Below are 18,014 nucleotides of genomic sequence, written 5' to 3' on the forward strand. Positions count from 1 at the left end.
ACCCGCGCCAGGCCTGCGCACTGGCCGGTCGTGCTATTTTCTGACCATGCGGCCAGAAAATAGTTCGGACGGCCAACGCGGGTCGTTCATCGAGGAGGCCAGGCGGCGGCAGATCATCGCCGCCGCCGTCGAGGTGCTCGCCGAAAGCGGTTACGCCGTCACATCGCTGGCCAGGATCGCGAAGCGCGCGGGCATTTCCAAAGGTGTCATCTCCTACCACTTCGCAGGCAAGGACGATCTCATGACACAGGTCGTCATCCAGCTGTTCGTGTCCGGCGCGGAGTACATGTCGCCGCTCATCGAGGCAGCGCAGGGCTCACGGAATCGCCTGCGCGCCTATATCGAATCCAACCTCGCCTTCATCGATGCGAACAAGGCATTTGTGGCCGCAATGTCCGAAGTCGTGCTGAATCTGCGCGGTGACGACGGGGCGCTGAAATTCGTCAGCACCACCGGGGAGGGCGAGATCATCGCCCCGTTGGTCGCGCTCCTCGAGGAGGGCCAACTCCTTGGCGAATTCGGCGAGTTCGACCCGACCATCACGGCCAAGCTCATCCGCGACAGCATCGATGGCATCGCCGGCCGGGCCGTACGCGAGCCCGACTTCGATGTACGCGCATACATTTCCGCGCTGACCCGACTTTTCGACCTGGCCACGACCACGTCCGGTGCGCGATGACGGCCACCGCACTGACCCCGGATCAACTCGACTCGCAGAGAGCACCGTTCGCGACTGCCGGGGTCGCCGCCATCGCCGCCGCCGGGTCGATCGCCCTGCTGGTCTTCCTCGGTCGCTACGGGTACTTCGGCGACGAGCTGTACTTCGTGTCAGCAGGACGGCGGCTAGCGGCAGGCTACGCCGATCAAGGTCCACTGCTGCCGCTGATCGCCCACCTCATGAACACTCTGGCGCCCGGTTCGCTGTTCGCCCTGCGACTCCCCGCGGTGATCGCCACCGCGGCAGCGATCGTTCTCAGCGCACTGATCGCCCGCGAGTTGGGCGGCGAGCGCGGCGCACAGCTGCTGGCCGCTGCCGGTTACGCGACCTCGCCTTTTCTCTTGGTGCAGGGCGGCCAGCTGTCCACCAACGCCATCGACATCCCACTGTGGGTGCTGATCACCTGGCTGCTGGTGCGCTGGGTGCGAACCCGCCACGACACCCTGCTGGTGTGGGCGGCGGTTGCCACCGCGATCGACCTCCAGATCAAATGGCTCATCCCGTTCCTTTGGATCTGCGTCGGTATCGGCGCACTGCTCGCCGGACCACGAGACCTTCTGACCCGCAAGGCATTGTGGATCAGTGCTGCGGGCGTCCTGGCGACCGTCGTACCAATGCTGGTCTGGCAAGCACGAAACGGTTGGCCGCAACTCGAGATGGGTGCGGTGATCGCCGCCGAGAATAGTTTCGTCGGCGGCCGGTTGACATTCCTGCCGTTGGCATTGTTCATCGCCGGGATATGGGGCGGTGTATTGCTGCTGTGCGGCACGTGGGCGTTGTTGTGTACCGACCGGCTCCGTGAATACCGTTTCCTCGGCGTCGCGACAGTGATGGTGTTCGCGGTGTTCATCGCCCTCGGTGGCCGGCCGTACTACGTCGCCGGGTTGTACGGGTTGGTCATGGCGGCGGGCGCGGTGTGGCTGACTCGCAGACCGCTGGGGCGCTGGATGCGAGCCGCCGTCGCGATGGCCATCGCCCTGTCCACGGCCTTGGCAGGCTGGGCCCTGCCCTGGGAGTCAGAACGCGATATCGCACCCGCGTCGGCCGACGATGCGCTGGCGGTGTTGTTCTACGGCAAGTTCGGCTGGCCCGAACTTGCCCAAGCTACGGTGGCGGCCTACCGGACCCTCACCCCGCAGGAGCGCATCAACGCTGTGGTCATCGCCGAATCATATTGGCAGGCAAGCGCACTGGACATATACGGAAAGGACGACCTTCCGGCAGTGTTCAGCCCGAGCCGCGGCTGGTGGTACTTCGGCACTCCGCCGGACTCGGCGACCACGGTGTTGTACGTCGACCAGAAGCACGACACGGTCCGCGGCCTGTGCACCGACGTACAGCCGCTGGACACGGTCGATGCGCGTCTGGGCTATCCCGGGATCACCCGCGATGTGACGATCTGGAAATGCACCGGACCGCGCGAAGCCTGGTCGCAGGCCTGGCCGTCGCTGCGGCGACTCTAAATCCCAGGCCCGCGCAGCAGGTGCGGGATCAGCACCCGCGTATCGGGTACGAACGGCCAGTCCGGGTCGGCCAGATGCGTTGCGAGCTGCTCTTCGGTCCACCACCAGCCGTCGGCGATCTCCTCGGGCTGGTGGCGGATCGGGCCGTCCCAGCGCACCTCGTAGGCAAACAAGTGACAGCGCATGGGTTTTCCGGCCCACCGCCCATCCCAAGCCACGGAAGCCAGCGCCGTCAGAGGTGGGCCGCTGACGCCGAGTTCCTCGGCCAGTTCCCGGGTTGCGGCCTGCGCGGGCGTCTCCCCAGGGTCGACGACGCCGCCGGCCAGACAGTCGTGCATGCCGGCGAACACCGCCTTGGTCATGGTGCGCCGGTGAACGTAGATGCGCGTCCCGTCCAGAGAACGCACCAGCACTCCGGCGCTGGCGTGCCACAGGCCCTCGGCGTAGACACGTGAACGTGGCGCCGCGCCAACTACATTGCCGTCGGCGTCGTGCTCCGCGACGAGTTCATCGGTCACGCCGTCACGTTACCGGCCGGCACACCATTGGTCGGCTACGGCGTGACGATGTTGAACCAGAACGGGAACGTGTCCATCAGCCCGATGAACTCGCTGACCGAATCCCGGTTTCCGTCGACGGTGACCTTCTTCTGGTTGATGCCGTCGTCGAGTTTGAGCTTGCCCATCTGGATCTGGTTCATCGTCTCCTTGGACAGCGTGAGGCTCGCGTTGGCATCGCCGACCTTGCCCGGTGCATAGTTCAGCACGCCGTTCTCGACGATCAGGGTGTAATCCTTCTTCAGGTCGTCGAACGTGACGTTGAGCTTGATGTTCTTGCCCGCGGCCTTCGGGCCGTTCAGTCGCACTCCCAGGTAATCGAACATCATCTCGGGCGGCATCGCCTCGATGGTGTCGGGGCTGGCGGTGTCGGTGCCGCCGGACGTCGGCACCCCGTTGCGCAGTTCGTAGGCGCCCTGCAGATAGACCGAGCGCCACGGACCTGATTCGGCCTGGTAACCCATCTGCTCGTAGCTGTCGGCCAGCAGGTTCTTGCCGTTCACGCTGTCAGGGTTGGCGAACACCACCTGCTTGAGGACCATCGCGGTCCAGCGGTAGTTGCCGGCGTCGAAGTCCTTCTTCGCCTTGTCCATGATGGCGTCCTCACCGCCCATGTACTCGACGTATTTCTTGGCGGCGTCCGCCGGCGGCAGATCGTCGAGGTCGGACGGGTTGCCGTCATACCAGCCCATGTACCGCTGATAGACCGCCCGAGAGTTGTGCTTGAGCGTGCCGTAGTAGCCGCGGTCAGGCCAGAAATTGCCGAGTTCCGGCGGAAACTGGATCTCCTCGGCGATCTCAGATCCGACAAGCCCCTGGTTCGTCATCCGCACCGACTGGTCGTGCATGTACTTGTACATGTCGCGCTGCTTTTTCCAGTAGTCGATGATCTTCGCGTTGCCCCACATCGGCCAGTGGTGGCTCTGGAACTTCACCTCAGTGTTCGGGCCGTAGGTCCTGATCGTGTCGTCGAGGAACTTCGCCCAGATCCGGGCATCGCGCACCTGGGCACCGCGCAGGGTCAGCAGGTTGTGCATGGTGTTGGTGGTGTTCTCCGCCATCCACATGGCCTTGAACTGTGGGAAGAAGGTGTTCATCTCAGTCGGCGCCTCGGTGCCCGGCGTCATCTGGAACTCCATGTCCACACCGTCGATGGTCAGCTTCGTACCCGTGGTGCTGATGATGTCGGTCGGGATGATCAGGGTGGGCACGCCCGTCGACACTGTCATGCCCAGGCCACCGTTGACGCCGCCCTCGGCATTACGGGGCAGCAGCACACCGTACATATAGATGGCGCGCCGTGACATGGCATTGCCGGCGATGACGTTCTCGCTCACGGCATCCTCGACGAATGCTTGCGGAGCAATGATTTTCACCTTGCCGGAGTCGACATCCGCCTGATTCACGATGCCCCGGACGCCGCCGTAGTGGTCGACGTGGGAGTGGCTGTGGACGACTGCCAGCACCGGCCTGGCACCCAGGTGCTGATTGGCGAGGTCCAGCGCCGCCTTGGCGGTCTCGGGTGAGATCGCTGTGTCGATCACGATCCAGCCGGTATCGCCCTGGACGAACGTGACATTCGAGAGGTCGTAACCACGCACTTGATAGATGCGATCGGCCACCTTGAACAGGCCGTACTCCATGCACAACTGCGCGTTGCGCCACAGGCTCGGGTTGACGGTGTCCGGCGCCGGCTTGTCGTCGGCGATGTACTTCTTGTACTCCTCCAGGTCCCAGACCACATCGCCGTCGGCGTTCTTGATCGTCAACGTTTCCGGCCGCCCGACGAGGTTCCGTTGTGCGTCCTCGAAGTCGCCGCGCTCGTTGAACGGCAAGCTGTCGAGCACTTTCTTGTTCGCCGCCTTCGTCGCCTCGGTGGCGCCTTTGACACTGTTGTCGGTGTTCAATCCCCCACTGCCGCCGGATGATCCACCGCTGGCCTTGTCGTCGCATGCGGCGATCAGCGTGGTCGCGACACCCGCCGCGGCCAGTCCGCCCAGCACCCTGCGCCGGGGCAGCCGCGCACGCAATTCGTTAGGCTTATCGGCTTGATATGACTTCGAATTGGGATCCATGCAGGTAACTTATGCCGCCGAATCACATCATTCGAGTGCAATTCACCCGAGCGACCCAACTCAATACGGGAGCACGTTCACTACCGGCGCATTGCCGGAAAACCGAATCTTGCAGCAACCAAATGAGTGTCGGATTCCTCAGCCCGGATCATCGTGAAGGCTCGGCGCAGATCTCTTACTCAAATTGGCGAAGTAGCATCGCCACCGATGTGGGCGGACGGCGTCAGACGGTCCACCAATTCTCGCCGTCGGAGACCACATCCACCGCCTTGCCATCGGCAAGCATGAGTTCGGGATCCCCGTCGATCGCCTGCCCTTTGGCCGCACTGAGTTTCGCGTCGGCGCCGGAGATGTTCTTGACCGTGTAGCGGCAGGTGTTGTGCAGGGCAGAGGGCAGCTTGGCTTTCGAGGCTCCCGCGGCGAGTAGATAGACATACTCGGTGTCGGGCGAAGTCTCGAGCGTGCCGGCTGCCGACAACGTGACAACGGCGCGCCGCGCCGACGGCGTCAGATTTCCCGACGTGTTGCCCGCAATCCCGACGTTGCGCCCCTCGGCTCGCACCGGCGCGACACTGTATCCGTTGTTGTCCCACTGGTTTCCCGAAATCGCGATGTCATCGACGTACCGGGCGTCCACGGCGTAGCTCCAGCCGGCACCCTCGTCGGTATTGGCGATGAAGTTGCCGGTGATGTTGAAGCCCTTGGTGTGGTGGTCGGCGTCGACGGAATAGATGCCGATGGCGGGATACTCGTTCGGCGCACCCTTACCGCCGTTCGTGATGTTGTTACCGACAATCGCCACTTGTTCGTCATCGGTCTGGAGCCACGACGGCATCGTGAAGACGATGGCTTCTTTCCGCGCGCCCTCGCAGATGTTGCCGATGATCGTCAGCTGCTTGTTGCCCCTCAGCTCGATGTTGTTCTGCGGGGCCCCGTCGAGGTGGTTGGCCAGAATGCGCACCGGCCCTGCCTCGATCGACAGGTTGGGGCCCGTCGACCCGATGTTGTTGTTCACGATCCACGAATCGAAGAACCGATATGTGGTGTAGATGCCGTAGCCCGTGCTCTGTTCGATGAAATTGTCGTCGATCCAATTCAGCAGACCCTCGGTGTTCGCGTTGAGCCGCATGCCGTAATCGGTCCAGCCCACGATCCAACAGTGCCTGACATAGCTTTTGTCCAAGTCGACGTCGAATCCCGGTGATCCCTGAAAGTTCGCATCTATCTTGAGGTTTTCGACCCGGCTTTCGATCCAGCGTCCGCTGATCGGCGCGACATCGGCAGTCACCCGCAATCGAGCAGCACGTTCTCCCGCGCCGAGCAGGCAGATGTGGGCGAAGCCATCGTCACCGTTCCCGATCGAATTCGACAATGCATATTCACCTGGCGGGAACCACACGGTGCCGCCACCCGCGTCAGCCGCTTCCTTGACAGCGCTCAACACCGCCGCATGATCGTCGGTTGTTCCGTCCCCGGTGGCGCCATGCGACGTCACATCGATCACAGACATGGTGCCCAATCTATTGCGGATGTCGGCCGTTCCAGTTGGGTATTCGCCAGACCTCACCCGCACCTCGATGAAAAGATGGAGGCTGCCCGCCCACCAGTCGCGGATCACCCGGTAGGGGACGTTCGATGGTTCGAGTCACTGTTCTGCTGTCGGTTGCGCTCGCCGTTCTCACGGCGTGTGGTGGCAGCTCTCCGACCCGGGGCTCGGCCGGAGAGCCGGACAGCGCCGGCCACGTCGTCTCCGAGGCGCCCCTGGACAACCTGGTGCCGGCGCTGCGCGAGGCGAGCGCGGAGGCCAAGATCATGACGTACGCCTCGCGCAACGGTGTCAACGATGCGGTCTCACACGTGACGGGAACAGTGTTCGTACCCAAGGGCAACCCGCCGGCGGGCGGTTTTCCGGTGGTGGCACTCGGACACTCGGGCACCGGGACGGCGGCGGACTGTGCACCCTCGCTGTCGCCTGACCTGCGCGGCGAGGCGGCGACTGTGGTGGCGCTGCTGAACTCGGGTTACGTGGTCACTGTCCCCGACTACCAGGGGCTGGGAAAGCCGGCCAAACCGGATGATTACGACTTCCATCCGTATCTGGACTCGACCACGGCCGGCTACAACGTGATCGATGCGGTACGGGCGGCTCGGACCATCGTGCCGAACACCTCCACATCCTGGGCGGCACTGGGTGCTCGCGAAGGTGGACAAGCCGCCTGGGCCGCAAACGAACTCATCGAAAACTACGGCTACGACCTCAAGCTGGTCGCCACTGCGTCTCTGGCGCCGATGGCGAATATCGACGCCCTCGCGGACGCCGCGATGGCCGGCACGCTGAACACCGATCAGAAGCTGGCCTATGTCGCCTACCTCTCCGCGTTGAAAGACCAGTACTACTACGACATCGAACTCGACGACTACCGACGTGGTGCCGCCCAGGAGAATTGGGACGCCCTGCTCAGCTGCAACGACGGCGCGCAACGAAAGTCACTGGCAGACAAACTGAGCGCCGATGATCTGCGCCCTGCCGACCCTGAAGCGCTGAAGACGCTGCGCGGCTACATCCAGAAGACGAACCTGCCGCAAGGGCCCACAAAGGCGCCGATGTATGTCATCTATGCCGGGAAGGACTCCGTGATCCCGGCCGCTTCGACGGAGCGGGCGCTCACCGAGGCCTGCAAGATGGGTGACGGCATCCAGATCGCCTTCTGGCCCGACGCGACCCGCGAACAGCCCGATCCCGTCGCGGCGTTGGGCTGGCTCAACGATCGGATGAAATCGGTTCCGGCAGCCAATGACTGCGCAGCGTTCGGCGCAGCCCACCCTTGATGATCGGCTATCTCGCGCCAACCCGCTCGTTCACCCGGTAGAGCCGCCAATCCGGCTGGCCGTCACCGTCATTGGGAATCTCCAGCTCCAGTGTGGCCACCTCGGCACCCGTGTCGTACAACGTCGGATAGCGCACATTGAGCGCATCCGATGTGCCGCGCCCGGTCGCCGGGACTGCCAGCAGATATCTGACCCCGTTGGCGGTCGGATCATTGAGCAACTCGGTGAAATCCGGGTCCGACGGGATCACGAAGACCCGCGGCCGGCTCGACGCAGCCAGGACGCCGAACCCGTATACCGTGTCGGTGATCACCGAGCTGTCGGGCAGATCGAGGTTCTCCAGGTACTGGGCGATCTGCCGCTCGGTTTTGAACGTCCGGGCGATCTGGTGCTCGATGGCCTTACGCTCGGTCACGTTGTAGGGATCCGGATTCAGCACCGCACCGAGTCCGTATTCCTGCGGCGCGTATTTCGGTTGGGCCATACCGAGCATCGTCACCGGGATACCGATGGCGACCGTCGCGGCAACGGCAACATACGGCGCGGCAGACCTGGGTTTGACCGGTTCGGCGGTCGGAGCCGGCGGCGCATACCTGCCTCGGCGCGTCGGCGTCCTGAAGACCCCGTCCGGAACGCCGAGCATCGCCATGGTCACGCACAGCGGTATCGCGATGATGAAGAACCGCAGGAACGGGAACGTCGATCCCGATGCGTAGCTGTACGACTGGAACACCAGCACCGCACCGAACAATGCGAGGGGCACGACCAACATCTGCCAGTTCGGCCGCCCCCACCGTTGCATCACCGCCCACAACGCCAGCGGCAGCATGGTCGGCGCCAGCAGCATTATGCAGACCGCCGCGAACATCAGGCCGTCGAACAGATTCGGCGCGGTCTGCCCGGATTGCTCAAGGATCGCCGTGTTGCCGTACTGCGAGGTGAACTGCGCGAACGCCTCACCGGTGATCAGCCAGCCGGCGGCCGCCCAGCCGAGGAACGCCAGAAAGCCAGGACCGCTGACGATCAACATGTCCAGAAAGGCGCGCCGCAACCGGGGCGGCGATTTGGCCCGAAGATACGTCGTGATGGCCACCAGGAACCCGGCCGCCGCTACGCAGGCCGCCGCGTCATACCGGGTGAGGTAGGCCAACCCCATCGCGATGCCGCCCGCGGCGATGAGATGGTGCACATCGTCGTCGACCATCCACAAGATGAGCCGGCGCACCGCCCATGTCATGAAGAAGATGAACGGCGCTTCGCTCATCCCATTGGACCCGTAGAAGATGATCATCGGGTTGAGCGCGAACAACAGGGTGAGGGTCACCGAATATGCCCGGGGCAGACCACGATCGGTGCCCATACTCAGCATCTGCACCGCGGCGCCGGCCATGAAGGTCGCCGACATGATCGTGCCGGCGAACGCCCGGCCGGCGATATCCGGCCACACCGCGCCCAGCGCAACGGCCGGAATCTGCACCATGGCGGCCACCGGGGTGAAGATGAACCCGAGGGCAGCCAGGTGCGGATCGCGGCTGAACAGCACCGACTGGGTGGCCACGACACGTGACAACGTGTCGCCCATGATGAACCCGTTCTGGACCTGCAACCAGTGTCCGACTGCAAGGTAGACGAAGAGCATGGCGACGAAGATCGTCAGCTTCAGCCTGAAATCCGACCGTCCGGCCGCCGCTGACATCACGCCGAGGAGGCCATCTGCTCGTGGGCAGCCTTGTCTTCCGGACGCTCGGCCAGCCCGTGAAAGGTCTTCTCCCAGAACGACGGCTGCCTGATCATCTGGTAGGCGCCCTTGGCGGCTGCGATGCTCATCATCAGCCAGAACAGCGGAACGCTGAGCGCGGCGAGCAGCAGATCGGATCGATCGTCCTCGCGCAGGGCGATCATGTTCATGTACATGACCGTGAAGTTGCCGATGATCATCGCGATCAGGGCCGGGAAATAGATCAGCGGCGGGAACACCGAGCCGACGACGGCCGGCTGCCCCAGGAACCACAACACGGTGATGAACCAGAACAGCAGGTTCAGGACTGCGATGATCGGGGTTCCGGCCAGCACCAGGTTGAACCGGACAAAACTGCGTAATCCCAACGTGCGGTACAACTTCACTGGCTCGCGGGTGTGTACCAGCCAGGTCTGCAGATAGCCCTTGTACCACCGGGAGCGCTGGCGGATCCAGTTGATGACGTCACTGTTCGCCTCTTCGAGCGTGTAGGAGTCGATCACTGCGGTGTGATAACCGTTCGAGGCGATGCGCAGGCCGAGGTCGGCATCTTCGGTGACGTTGAAAGGATCCCAGGCGCCGATTCTCCGCAGGATGTCACGGCGGAGGTGATTGGAGGTGCCGCCCAATGGAATCGGTGAGGTGCTCACCATCATGCCGGGCAGCAGATAACCGAACCACAGCGCGTACTCGGCCGTGAACCAGGCCGTCAGCAGATTCTGGTGGCCGTTGTGGTACACCAACTTGGCCTGCACACATGCCACGTTGTCGGGTAGGTCGCGGAAGGCCGCCACCACCCGGCGCAGCTGCAGCGGCTCGGGCAGGTCTTCCGCGTCGAAGATCGTGACGATGTCGCCAGTGGCGAAATGCAGACCGTAGTTGCACGCCTTGGGTTTGGTGCGCGGTTCGGCGGGCGGCACCAAAAGGATGGTGATGACGTCGGATTCGCCACAGGCCGTCGCGGCGTCGATCGTTATCTGGTCATCGGCTTCCAGCAGCAACAGAACCTGAAGCCGATCTCTCGGGTACTCCAGCGCATCCATGGCCGCGATGAGGTCTGCGACCACTTCCGGCTCGTTGTAGGCAGGCACCAGGATCGTGTACGCCGGGAGATCCTCATCGGGAATCGCGCGCGCCACATCGTCGGGGATCACGATGGGACGCGACGCCAACCCGCGCTTGAAGATCAACACCCGGTCGCCGAGGGTCAAAAGATAAGCCAGCGTGCACAGCCCGATGAGCGTCACCGTTGTTTGCAGGGGTCGCCAGATCCCGAAGGCGATCACAATCACCAGTAGGGCCACCAGGACGGGCTTCTGCCAACCGATCAACGGTTTGGACGCCGAATGAACAGGATCATCCTCACGCAGACCGTTGATCGCCCGATTGAGTGCGTAATCGCGCTGCTCGGCGGTGACGGTCTCGGGGTCGAATGTCTCGTCGAAAGTCATTGACCGGCACCCTTCACGAACTGTGCCGCCACCAGGGCGCGGCCGAATTCGGTGAGCAGCTCGGCATCCTTGTACGCCGGCCTGCGCTGCACCAACACCGAATTGCCGCGGAACAGCACGGTGAAGAGGTTTCGCAGCGTGGAAACCAAACCGCGTTGTGGATTGGGGAACGGCGCGTCGGGCAGATGGTTGTCCACCGCGAAGATGTCGATGACCTGGTCCTCATTCTGGTCGCCCCAGGCGAAACGCAGTACGTCCCAGCTCACCAGCAGCCGGTCGTCGATCGCCGAGAAGAGCTCCCCCGTCACCCCGTAGCCGAGATCGACCGGTCGTGGCGTGCTGAGGCGGGTCCCCGTGGTGTCGTAGAGCACCTGCCCGGGATATGCGTCGAACGAGAACGGCAACTCGCTGACGATGCTGTCCACCATGAGGTTTCGCCGTGCCGACAGTTTGTCGAACCGCGGATCGCCGACGTCCGCGGTCATCCGCTGGCGGATGAGGACGGCTTCGTCGCCGTAGTACCGTTTCACCCCGGTGTACTGCTGCTCACCGGTGATCGTCCAGCCAGGGGGTGCCTCCAGTCGCATGCCGGGTGCCAGATCGTACGGCGCGCTGCGGCTGAGCAGCGTGGCACTGCGCTGCTGCGGCAACGGCATGAACGAGATGGCGACCGCGACCGCGACCACCAGTGGAATTGCGGTCCAGATCTGTTTGGCGGCAAGTGGTTCGATCTTGCGGTCGAGCAGCTTCTTCGGTTGGCCGCGGCGCGTGTACAGGCGGGCCGCAATGCCCACCGCGAGGATCGAGGCGAGCGACGGAATCAACTGATAGACGATCACCGGCACGTGCGGCCACAGTTTGTCGATCACGTAGAGGATCGCGAAACCGAATACGAACGCGACGAGCGCGCCGACCACCGCGCGCTTGCGGGTACGGCCCACCGCGATCGCGGTGGCCGCCGCGGCGATCAACAGGGTCCCTACGCCTGCGGCGAAGTTGCCGCCGCCCAGCATGATGACGACCACTTGGTACGGCAACGGGCATATCAGCGACAACAGCACCCACGGCCACGCGAACCGGGCCACTGGCCGCACCCCGAACAGCACCAGGGCGCTGCTGACCATGAACAGCCAGAGCGCCAACAGGTCCAGCCGCATCAAGTGGAAGAACTCCGAGTAGCGCTTCAGCAGGACACCCTGCACCATCAGCGCCAGACCCAGCCCGATCACCCCGACGATGATGTCGGTCTGCCGGTCATGGATCGGCAGTTCCGTGCGGCGCCGGAAGTTCACCCCCAATGCTGCGAGAGCGGCCGCGATCGGGACCATCCAGACATAACCGATGAGACCACCCTCCAGGGTGGTCTCGACCAGGTTGCGCAGACTCGCACGGAATGCCACGAACGTGAGCACGGCGATGAGCGCCCAACGCGACACCAGCCGGACAGTCGGAGGTAGACCGAACCACCACTGCGCCAGCCGGTCCCAATCGCGCCGGGTGCCCTGCAGCGTTGTCGTCACGACTGTCCCCGGGACCGCCGCCCACGCAGTGCGACCAGCCCGGCCCCGAGTGCCGCGAGTATCACGACCCCGGCACCGACCCACAGCCGTACCGACTTGTGGCCGGTTGCGGTCGCACTTTCCGGTTGGGCAGCAGGAGTGGTCAGGGTGAAGGGGTCGCGCCCCGGCATCGCAAGAACGGCGGTGCCGGACAAGCCCGACCACCGCGGCACATCGGCCCCCAACCAGCCCAGCAGCCGGTCCAGCTCCCCGGGAGCCTGGCTGGAGGTGGCGATCAGCACCGAGCGCCCACCCGTGTAGACGGTCTGCAGTGATCCGAAGCCCACCTTCGGATCGAGGGTCAGAGTGGAGGATCTACCCGATCCGTCGACGTTCTCGACGGTGATCAGACCGTCGGAATTCACCGCGACGGGTAGTGCGATCCGATCGTCGTTCCAGCCGTCGGCACTGATCAGCAACGCGGGGTTGGGCGAAGCGACAGCGTCGGCCAACGAACGTACCTCGGCGTCGAAGGGACGTGAGCTCAGGCGCTGCAGCCCCGTCAGGATCTGCACCGCACGGCGCAGGTTGGCGAACCCCGGGTCCATCCCGACCTCCAGCCGCGGCATAAAAGCCTGCGGTAACGACTGGAAGCCCGTCGGGACAGGAGGTTTGGCCAGTTTGCTCTCCACCGGTGTTTCACCGTCGATGGTCAAAGTGATCGGCTGAAACTCGCCGCATCGACCGGTGTTGCCTGCCGCGTCGATCGCGATATCCACATTGGTGTAGCGCTGAAGGAGCCAATCCGGCACGTCGACCCATCGGTCGATCCGGCCGTTCGCCTCGGTCGGCCAACGGTCGATCGTCTGCCCACCGATGCTGACGACCACCTGGCCGGCGATGCTGGCAGGCAACGGGGTGTAGGAACCCTGCAGATGGACCCGGACATCGCGGACCGTCCGGCCCAGCCGGGTCTGATCCAACGGAACCGTGACACGGGGGTTGACCAGGGCCGTGGCATTGACGCCGGGCTGGCCGAGCTGACGGATCGTGGTGTGGTCACTCGGCAGCTGCGGAGTGTTGGACAGCGGCCCCACAACAGCCTTTGACTGCACCGCGAGTTTCGAGATGTCACTGGACAGCAACCGGGCCTGGTTGGTGACCTCTCCGGAAGGACCCGAAATGAGTAGGGCCGGAACAGCATTGGGACCTTGCAAGCTCAATCCAGGCGCCTCCCCCTCACGCACGATCACCTGCCGTTCCAGCGGCTGCGGCGGCGCAACCGGACCGCCGTCGGTCGTCACGATGTCCACGGAGGGACGTTGCGGGCCGTACCGGGCAACCACCGCCGTCGCGATCCCGATCGAGGCATCGGATTCCGATTGCGACGGATTCGGCGGCACGAACAGCGTCAGCTTGCTCAGCACCGGAGGCAGGAAGTCGGCGATCACCGTCGGCGGTTGTTCCAGACCGGTGAATCGAACGTCGCTGTTGATCAGCCGTAGCGGGTTCGTCGGGTCGTACACGCAGTACCCGTCGGGCATGGTCAGGTAGTCGTTCAACTGCACCGTCACGGAGTTTTCGACGACCCGGGCACCGGCCAGCGGTACCGTGATCGGCGCCTGATCGGGCGGCAGAGGAACGCGCGACAACACGCGTTGGTCCTGTGTCACCTGGAGGGTGCCACCGCGGGTGTTGACCGGCAGTTGCACCGTCGCGACCAGCTCAGCGGGAATCAATCCACGCGGCACCGGAATTGTCAGGGTCTGCGAACCCTCTATGCCGTAAAGCGCGATATCCGGACCTACGCCGAGCGTCCGCAGGTTCAATGTCGGGGAACTCACCAGCGACGGATCGTCTCCCGGAGCGGCTGCGGCCACCCCAGGCGTAATGGCTGTTCCTGCAACGAGCACCGCGGCCGCGACCACAGACAATATGCGGGAAGTCACCCGCATCAGCTTAGGGCGGGCATTGCGGCTGCACCCACCTTCGCCGGAATTAAATATCCGAATCCAATTCAGATGTGGCCGGACCTTCACGGTGCCGATAAGGCAGATCAATGTCGATCATTTGCTGCTTTTCACGTACCTGCTGCCGGAATCCATCGGGAATTCATCGACCCGGCAGGCCGTCAATCGCCACATCGGAAAACCTCTGCGATCACCTTTCGGACGAGGTAATTTCTGACTCGCAGGAGGTGGGAACCCGATGACTGCACCAGCGGAGAACGTCGACACCGCCGACGCCGGCCATGAAGTCACCCGCGGCCCAGCGATCGCCCGCCCGCACTGGGCCTGGCGCATGCAACCGTCCTCGGTGACACTCAAACTGGTCATGGCGGCCACGGGTATCGTCTTCGCGCTGTTCGTCCTGGTCCACATGATCGGCAATCTCAAGGTCTATACCGGCGCCGCCCACTTCGACGACTACGCCCACTGGCTGCGCACCCTGCTCGAGCCACTGCTCCCCTACGAGGGGGCGCTGTGGATCTTCCGCATCGTGCTACTCGGTTGCCTGGTCGCGCATGTCGGCTGCGCGGTCCTGCTGACCCGCCGGGCGCATGTGGCCCGCGGCCGGTTTCGGCGCAGAGGGCTGGGCCTGCGGTCGTTCACCGCCCGCACCATGCTGGTCAGCGGACTGGTGCTGTTGCTGTTCATCGTGTTTCACATCCTCGATCTGACCGTGGGGGCGCGGCCGTTCGCCAGTTCGGCGTTCGTCGGCGCAACCGAAACCACCAGCCGTGCCTACGACAACCTGATCGCCAGCTTCGACCGGCCCGGCGTCGCGGTGTTCTACCTGCTGGCGATGGCTGTTCTCGGCGCCCATCTGGTGCACGGACTATGGACGGCCGTCAATGATCTCGGGGTGACGGGCCAACGCGCCCGCCAGGTCGGCGTGGCGCTCGGCGGAGCACTCGCGCTGGCAGTGATGTTGGGCAACATGACGATTCCCGTCGCGGTGTGGACAGGGGTGGTGTCATGACGCCCGTGGAACTCGGGAGCCTGCGCACGGTGGGCGATCCGGTCACCGGCGGCGTGCCCGACGGTGATCCCGCCCGGGCCTGGCAGCGGCGCTGCCTGGACTACCGACTGGTCAGCCCGCTCAACCGGGGCAAGTTCACCGTGATCGTGGTCGGCACCGGACTCGCGGGCGCGGGGTGCGCGGCGGCGCTGGGCGAACTGGGCTATCACGTCGAGTGTTTCACCTTCCACGACGCGCCGCGCCGCGCACACAGCGTCGCCGCCCAGGGCGGCATCAATGCCGCCCGGGCCCGCAAGGTCGACAACGACAGCATCGACCGCTTCGTCAAAGACACCGTGAAAGGCGGGGACTTCCGGGCTCGCGAAGCGGACTGCTTTCGGCTGGCAAGCGAATCGGCCCGTGTCATCGACCACATGAACGCCATCGGCGCGCCGTTCGCCCGCGAGTACGGCGGCAGCCTGGCCACCCGATCGTTCGGCGGGGTGCAGGTCTCGCGTACCTACTACACCCGCGGTCAGACGGGCCAGCAGTTACAGATCGCCGGCAGTCAGGCGCTACTGCGCCAAGTGCGCGCCGGCACGGTCAACCTTCACACCCGGACGGAGATGCTCGACGTTGTCGTAGCCGACGGGCGCGCGGCCGGAATCGTCACGCGCAATCTGGTCACCGGTGAGGTGAGCGCCACTACCGGGCATGCGGTGGTACTCGCGACCGGTGGCTACGGCAACGTGTTCTTCCGCTCGACGCTGGCACGCAACTCGAATGCCACTGCGACGTGGCGAGCACACATGCGCGGTGCGCTGTTCGCGTCACCGGCGTTCATCCAGTTCCATCCGACCGCGCTACCGGTGAACTCGGAATGGCAGTCCAAGACCATCCTGATGAGCGAATCGCTGCGCAACGACGGCCGGATCTGGGTGCCCAGGCAAGCCGGGGACGGGCGCGACCCCAACGACATCCCCGACGACGAGCGCGACTACTACCTCGAGCGCATGTATCCGGCATATGGCAACCTCTCGCCGCGCGACGTCTCGTCGCGCGCCGCGCGGACCCAGATCGACTCGGGCCACGGAGTGGGTCCACTGAAGAACAGTGTCTACCTGGACTTCCGGGACGCCCTGGCGCGGCTCGGCAGGGACAAGATCGCCGAGCGGTACGGCAACCTCTTCTCGATGTACCAGGACGCGACCGGTGAGGATCCGTACCGGGTGCCCATGCGGATCGCACCTGGCGCACATTTCTCGATGGGCGGGTTGTGGAGCGACTTCGACCAGATGACCTCCATCCCAGGGCTTTTCGTGGCCGGAGAAGCCGGCTGGGGATACCACGGCGCCAACCGCCTCGGCGCCAACTCGCTGCTGTCGGCATGCGTCGACGGATGGTTCACCCTGCCGTTGTCAGTCCCGAATTACCTTGCCGGTCTGCTCGGCACCGCACCGCCGGCCGCCGGTCATCCCGCGGTGGCCGGCGCGCTGGACGATGTGGCCCGACGCGTCGACGGGCTGCTGTCGGTCGGCGGCAGCCAGGGGCCGGACCGATTCCACCGCAGGCTCGGTGACCTGCTCTACCGCGGTTGCGGGGTGTCGCGTTCGGAGCAGGGACTGGCCGACACGATTTCCGCGATCGACGAACTGACCGCCGAATTCTGGACCGATCTTCGGGTCGCAGGCAAGGGCGCGGAGTTCAACCAGGAGCTCGAAAAGGCGGGCCGCGTAGCCGATTTCCTCGGCCTCGCGCGGCTCATGTGCATCGATGCGATCGACCGTGACGAGTCTTGTGGTGCGCACTTTCGCGTCGAGCATCAGACATCCGCCGGCGAGGCGGAACGCGACGACGACAACTGGTGCTTCGTCTCGGCATGGGAGTACCACGCTGACGGGCCGCAGACGCGACATGACGAGAAGCTGAACTTCTCCGCCGTACCGCTGCAGACGAGGAACTACGCATGAAGCTCACGTTGCAGATCTGGCGTCAGAGCGACGCGGCCGCGGCCGGTCACTACGAGGACTACACGGTTGACGACGCAACCCCGGAGATGTCGCTGCTCGAACTACTCGATCGGCTCAACGACATGCTGGTCGCCGAAGGGCGCGACCCGGTCGCATTCGACTCAGATTGCCGCGAAGGTGTGTGCGGCTCATGCGGAATCACCGTCGACGGCCGCCCGCACGGTCCGGTGGCCAATACGCCATCCTGCCGACAGCACGTACGGTCGTTCGCCGAGGGTGCACGCATTCGGATCGAGCCGTTCCGCTCGGCCGCCTACCCGGTGGTGCGCGATCTCGTGGTGGACCGCTCAGCGCTGGACCGAATGATCTCCGCGGGCGGGCACATCGCCGTTGACGCAGGCACCGCGGCCGACGCCGATGCCGAGCCGCTGCCCCACGACGATGCCGAGTACGCACTGGATTTCGCGGCATGCATCGGATGCGGTGCGTGCGTGGCGGCCTGCCCCAACGGCGCCGCACATCTGTTCGCCGGCGCCAAGCTGCTGCACCTGGGCACAGTCACCCGCGGAAAGCTCGAACGCGGAAGGCGCGCACAGAGTCTGGTCGGCCAGATGGAGCAGGAGTTCGGGCCGTGTTCCAGCTACGGCGAGTGCTCCCAGGTATGTCCCGAGAGCATTCCCTTGACTGCGATCGCGGCCGTCAACCGCGAGGTGGTAAGAGCGCGCGTGCGCAGGCCGAAGAACTGACGCCACG

Annotated in this window: 13 protein-coding genes; 6 read left to right on the forward strand and 7 right to left on the reverse strand. The window is 64.6% G+C overall.

Annotated features, from left to right (window positions below):
• The first annotated feature begins 46 nt into the window (after positions 1-46).
• Positions 47-679: a TetR/AcrR family transcriptional regulator gene (locus ACWEFV_RS18920; protein WP_450071269.1), complete on the forward strand. Its 633-nt coding sequence runs from the start codon at positions 47-49 to the stop codon at positions 677-679.
• Positions 676-2,181: an ArnT family glycosyltransferase gene (locus tag ACWEFV_RS18925; protein ID WP_450071270.1), complete on the forward strand. Its 1,506-nt coding sequence runs from the start codon at positions 676-678 to the stop codon at positions 2,179-2,181. The genes ACWEFV_RS18920 and ACWEFV_RS18925 overlap by 4 nt, the downstream gene beginning before the upstream one ends.
• Here the strand turns inward: ACWEFV_RS18925 and ACWEFV_RS18930 are convergent.
• From ACWEFV_RS18930 to ACWEFV_RS18940, 3 genes are all read right to left on the reverse strand, one after another.
• Positions 2,178-2,699: an NUDIX domain-containing protein gene (locus ACWEFV_RS18930; RefSeq protein ID WP_450071271.1), complete on the reverse strand. Its 522-nt coding sequence runs from the start codon at positions 2,697-2,699 to the stop codon at positions 2,178-2,180. The two genes, ACWEFV_RS18925 and ACWEFV_RS18930, sit on opposite strands and share 4 nt — an antisense overlap.
• 35 nt (positions 2,700-2,734) lie before the next feature.
• Positions 2,735-4,813: an alkyl/aryl-sulfatase gene (locus tag ACWEFV_RS18935; protein WP_450071272.1), complete on the reverse strand. Its 2,079-nt coding sequence runs from the start codon at positions 4,811-4,813 to the stop codon at positions 2,735-2,737.
• 223 nt (positions 4,814-5,036) lie between these two features.
• Entirely contained in the window at positions 5,037-6,323 is a 1,287-nt protein-coding gene (locus tag ACWEFV_RS18940; RefSeq protein ID WP_450071273.1) for a glycosyl hydrolase family 28-related protein, read from the reverse strand.
• Positions 6,324-6,448: 125 nt separating this feature from the next.
• On the opposite strand from ACWEFV_RS18940, the gene ACWEFV_RS18945 reads away from it, so the two are divergent.
• Positions 6,449-7,642 (forward strand): lipase family protein, encoded by a 1,194-nt coding sequence (locus ACWEFV_RS18945; protein ID WP_450071274.1) that lies wholly within the window; start codon positions 6,449-6,451, stop codon positions 7,640-7,642.
• 7 nt (positions 7,643-7,649) lie between these two features.
• Here the strand turns inward: ACWEFV_RS18945 and ACWEFV_RS18950 are convergent, their stop codons facing one another.
• Genes ACWEFV_RS18950 through ACWEFV_RS18965 form a run of 4 tightly spaced genes read right to left on the reverse strand, consistent with a single transcriptional unit; the run spans position 7,650 to position 14,285 of the window.
• Entirely contained in the window at positions 7,650-9,338 is a 1,689-nt protein-coding gene (locus ACWEFV_RS18950) for an ArnT family glycosyltransferase (RefSeq protein WP_450071275.1), read from the reverse strand.
• Entirely contained in the window at positions 9,338-10,831 is a 1,494-nt protein-coding gene (locus ACWEFV_RS18955) for a glycosyltransferase (RefSeq protein ID WP_450071276.1), read from the reverse strand. Before ACWEFV_RS18955 ends, ACWEFV_RS18950 begins: the two co-directional genes overlap by 1 nt.
• A complete protein-coding gene (locus ACWEFV_RS18960; RefSeq protein WP_450071277.1) occupies positions 10,828-12,351 on the reverse strand; it encodes a hypothetical protein in 1,524 nt (507 codons plus the stop codon). Before ACWEFV_RS18960 ends, ACWEFV_RS18955 begins: the two co-directional genes overlap by 4 nt.
• The gene (locus ACWEFV_RS18965) at positions 12,348-14,285 is read right to left on the reverse strand and encodes a hypothetical protein (RefSeq protein ID WP_450071278.1); all 1,938 of its coding nucleotides are present in this window, start codon (positions 14,283-14,285) and stop codon (positions 12,348-12,350) included. The genes ACWEFV_RS18960 and ACWEFV_RS18965 overlap by 4 nt, the downstream gene beginning before the upstream one ends.
• A gap of 253 nt (positions 14,286-14,538) precedes the next feature.
• Between ACWEFV_RS18965 and ACWEFV_RS18970 the strand changes: the two genes are divergently transcribed.
• Genes ACWEFV_RS18970 through ACWEFV_RS18980 form a run of 3 tightly spaced genes read left to right on the forward strand, consistent with a single transcriptional unit; the run spans position 14,539 to position 18,007 of the window.
• Entirely contained in the window at positions 14,539-15,312 is a 774-nt protein-coding gene (locus ACWEFV_RS18970) for a succinate dehydrogenase cytochrome b subunit (protein ID WP_450071279.1), read from the forward strand.
• Entirely contained in the window at positions 15,309-17,261 is a 1,953-nt protein-coding gene (locus ACWEFV_RS18975; RefSeq protein WP_450071280.1) for a fumarate reductase/succinate dehydrogenase flavoprotein subunit, read from the forward strand. The genes ACWEFV_RS18970 and ACWEFV_RS18975 overlap by 4 nt, the downstream gene beginning before the upstream one ends.
• Positions 17,258-18,007 carry a succinate dehydrogenase/fumarate reductase iron-sulfur subunit gene (locus ACWEFV_RS18980; RefSeq protein ID WP_450071281.1) on the forward strand — a complete coding sequence of 250 codons (750 nt, stop codon included), beginning with the start codon at positions 17,258-17,260 and terminating at the stop codon, positions 18,005-18,007. The genes ACWEFV_RS18975 and ACWEFV_RS18980 overlap by 4 nt, the downstream gene beginning before the upstream one ends.
• The last annotated feature ends 7 nt before the right edge of the window (positions 18,008-18,014 follow it).

The organism is Mycobacterium sp. NPDC004974 (genome assembly GCF_053600815.1).

Coding starts and splice junctions, on each gene's coding strand:
- ACWEFV_RS18920 (WP_450071269.1), top strand. CDS start 47: ATGCGGCCAGAAAATAGTTCGGACGGCCAACGCGGGTCGTTCATCGAG.
- ACWEFV_RS18925 (WP_450071270.1), top strand. CDS start 676: ATGACGGCCACCGCACTGACCCCGGATCAACTCGACTCGCAGAGAGCA.
- ACWEFV_RS18935 (WP_450071272.1), bottom strand. CDS start 4,813: ATGGATCCCAATTCGAAGTCATATCAAGCCGATAAGCCTAACGAATTG.
- ACWEFV_RS18940 (WP_450071273.1), bottom strand. CDS start 6,323: ATGTCTGTGATCGATGTGACGTCGCATGGCGCCACCGGGGACGGAACA.
- ACWEFV_RS18945 (WP_450071274.1), top strand. CDS start 6,449: ATGGTTCGAGTCACTGTTCTGCTGTCGGTTGCGCTCGCCGTTCTCACG.
- ACWEFV_RS18950 (WP_450071275.1), bottom strand. CDS start 9,338: ATGTCAGCGGCGGCCGGACGGTCGGATTTCAGGCTGAAGCTGACGATC.
- ACWEFV_RS18955 (WP_450071276.1), bottom strand. CDS start 10,831: ATGACTTTCGACGAGACATTCGACCCCGAGACCGTCACCGCCGAGCAG.
- ACWEFV_RS18965 (WP_450071278.1), bottom strand. CDS start 14,285: ATGCGGGTGACTTCCCGCATATTGTCTGTGGTCGCGGCCGCGGTGCTC.
- ACWEFV_RS18970 (WP_450071279.1), top strand. CDS start 14,539: ATGACTGCACCAGCGGAGAACGTCGACACCGCCGACGCCGGCCATGAA.
- ACWEFV_RS18975 (WP_450071280.1), top strand. CDS start 15,309: ATGACGCCCGTGGAACTCGGGAGCCTGCGCACGGTGGGCGATCCGGTC.
- ACWEFV_RS18980 (WP_450071281.1), top strand. CDS start 17,258: ATGAAGCTCACGTTGCAGATCTGGCGTCAGAGCGACGCGGCCGCGGCC.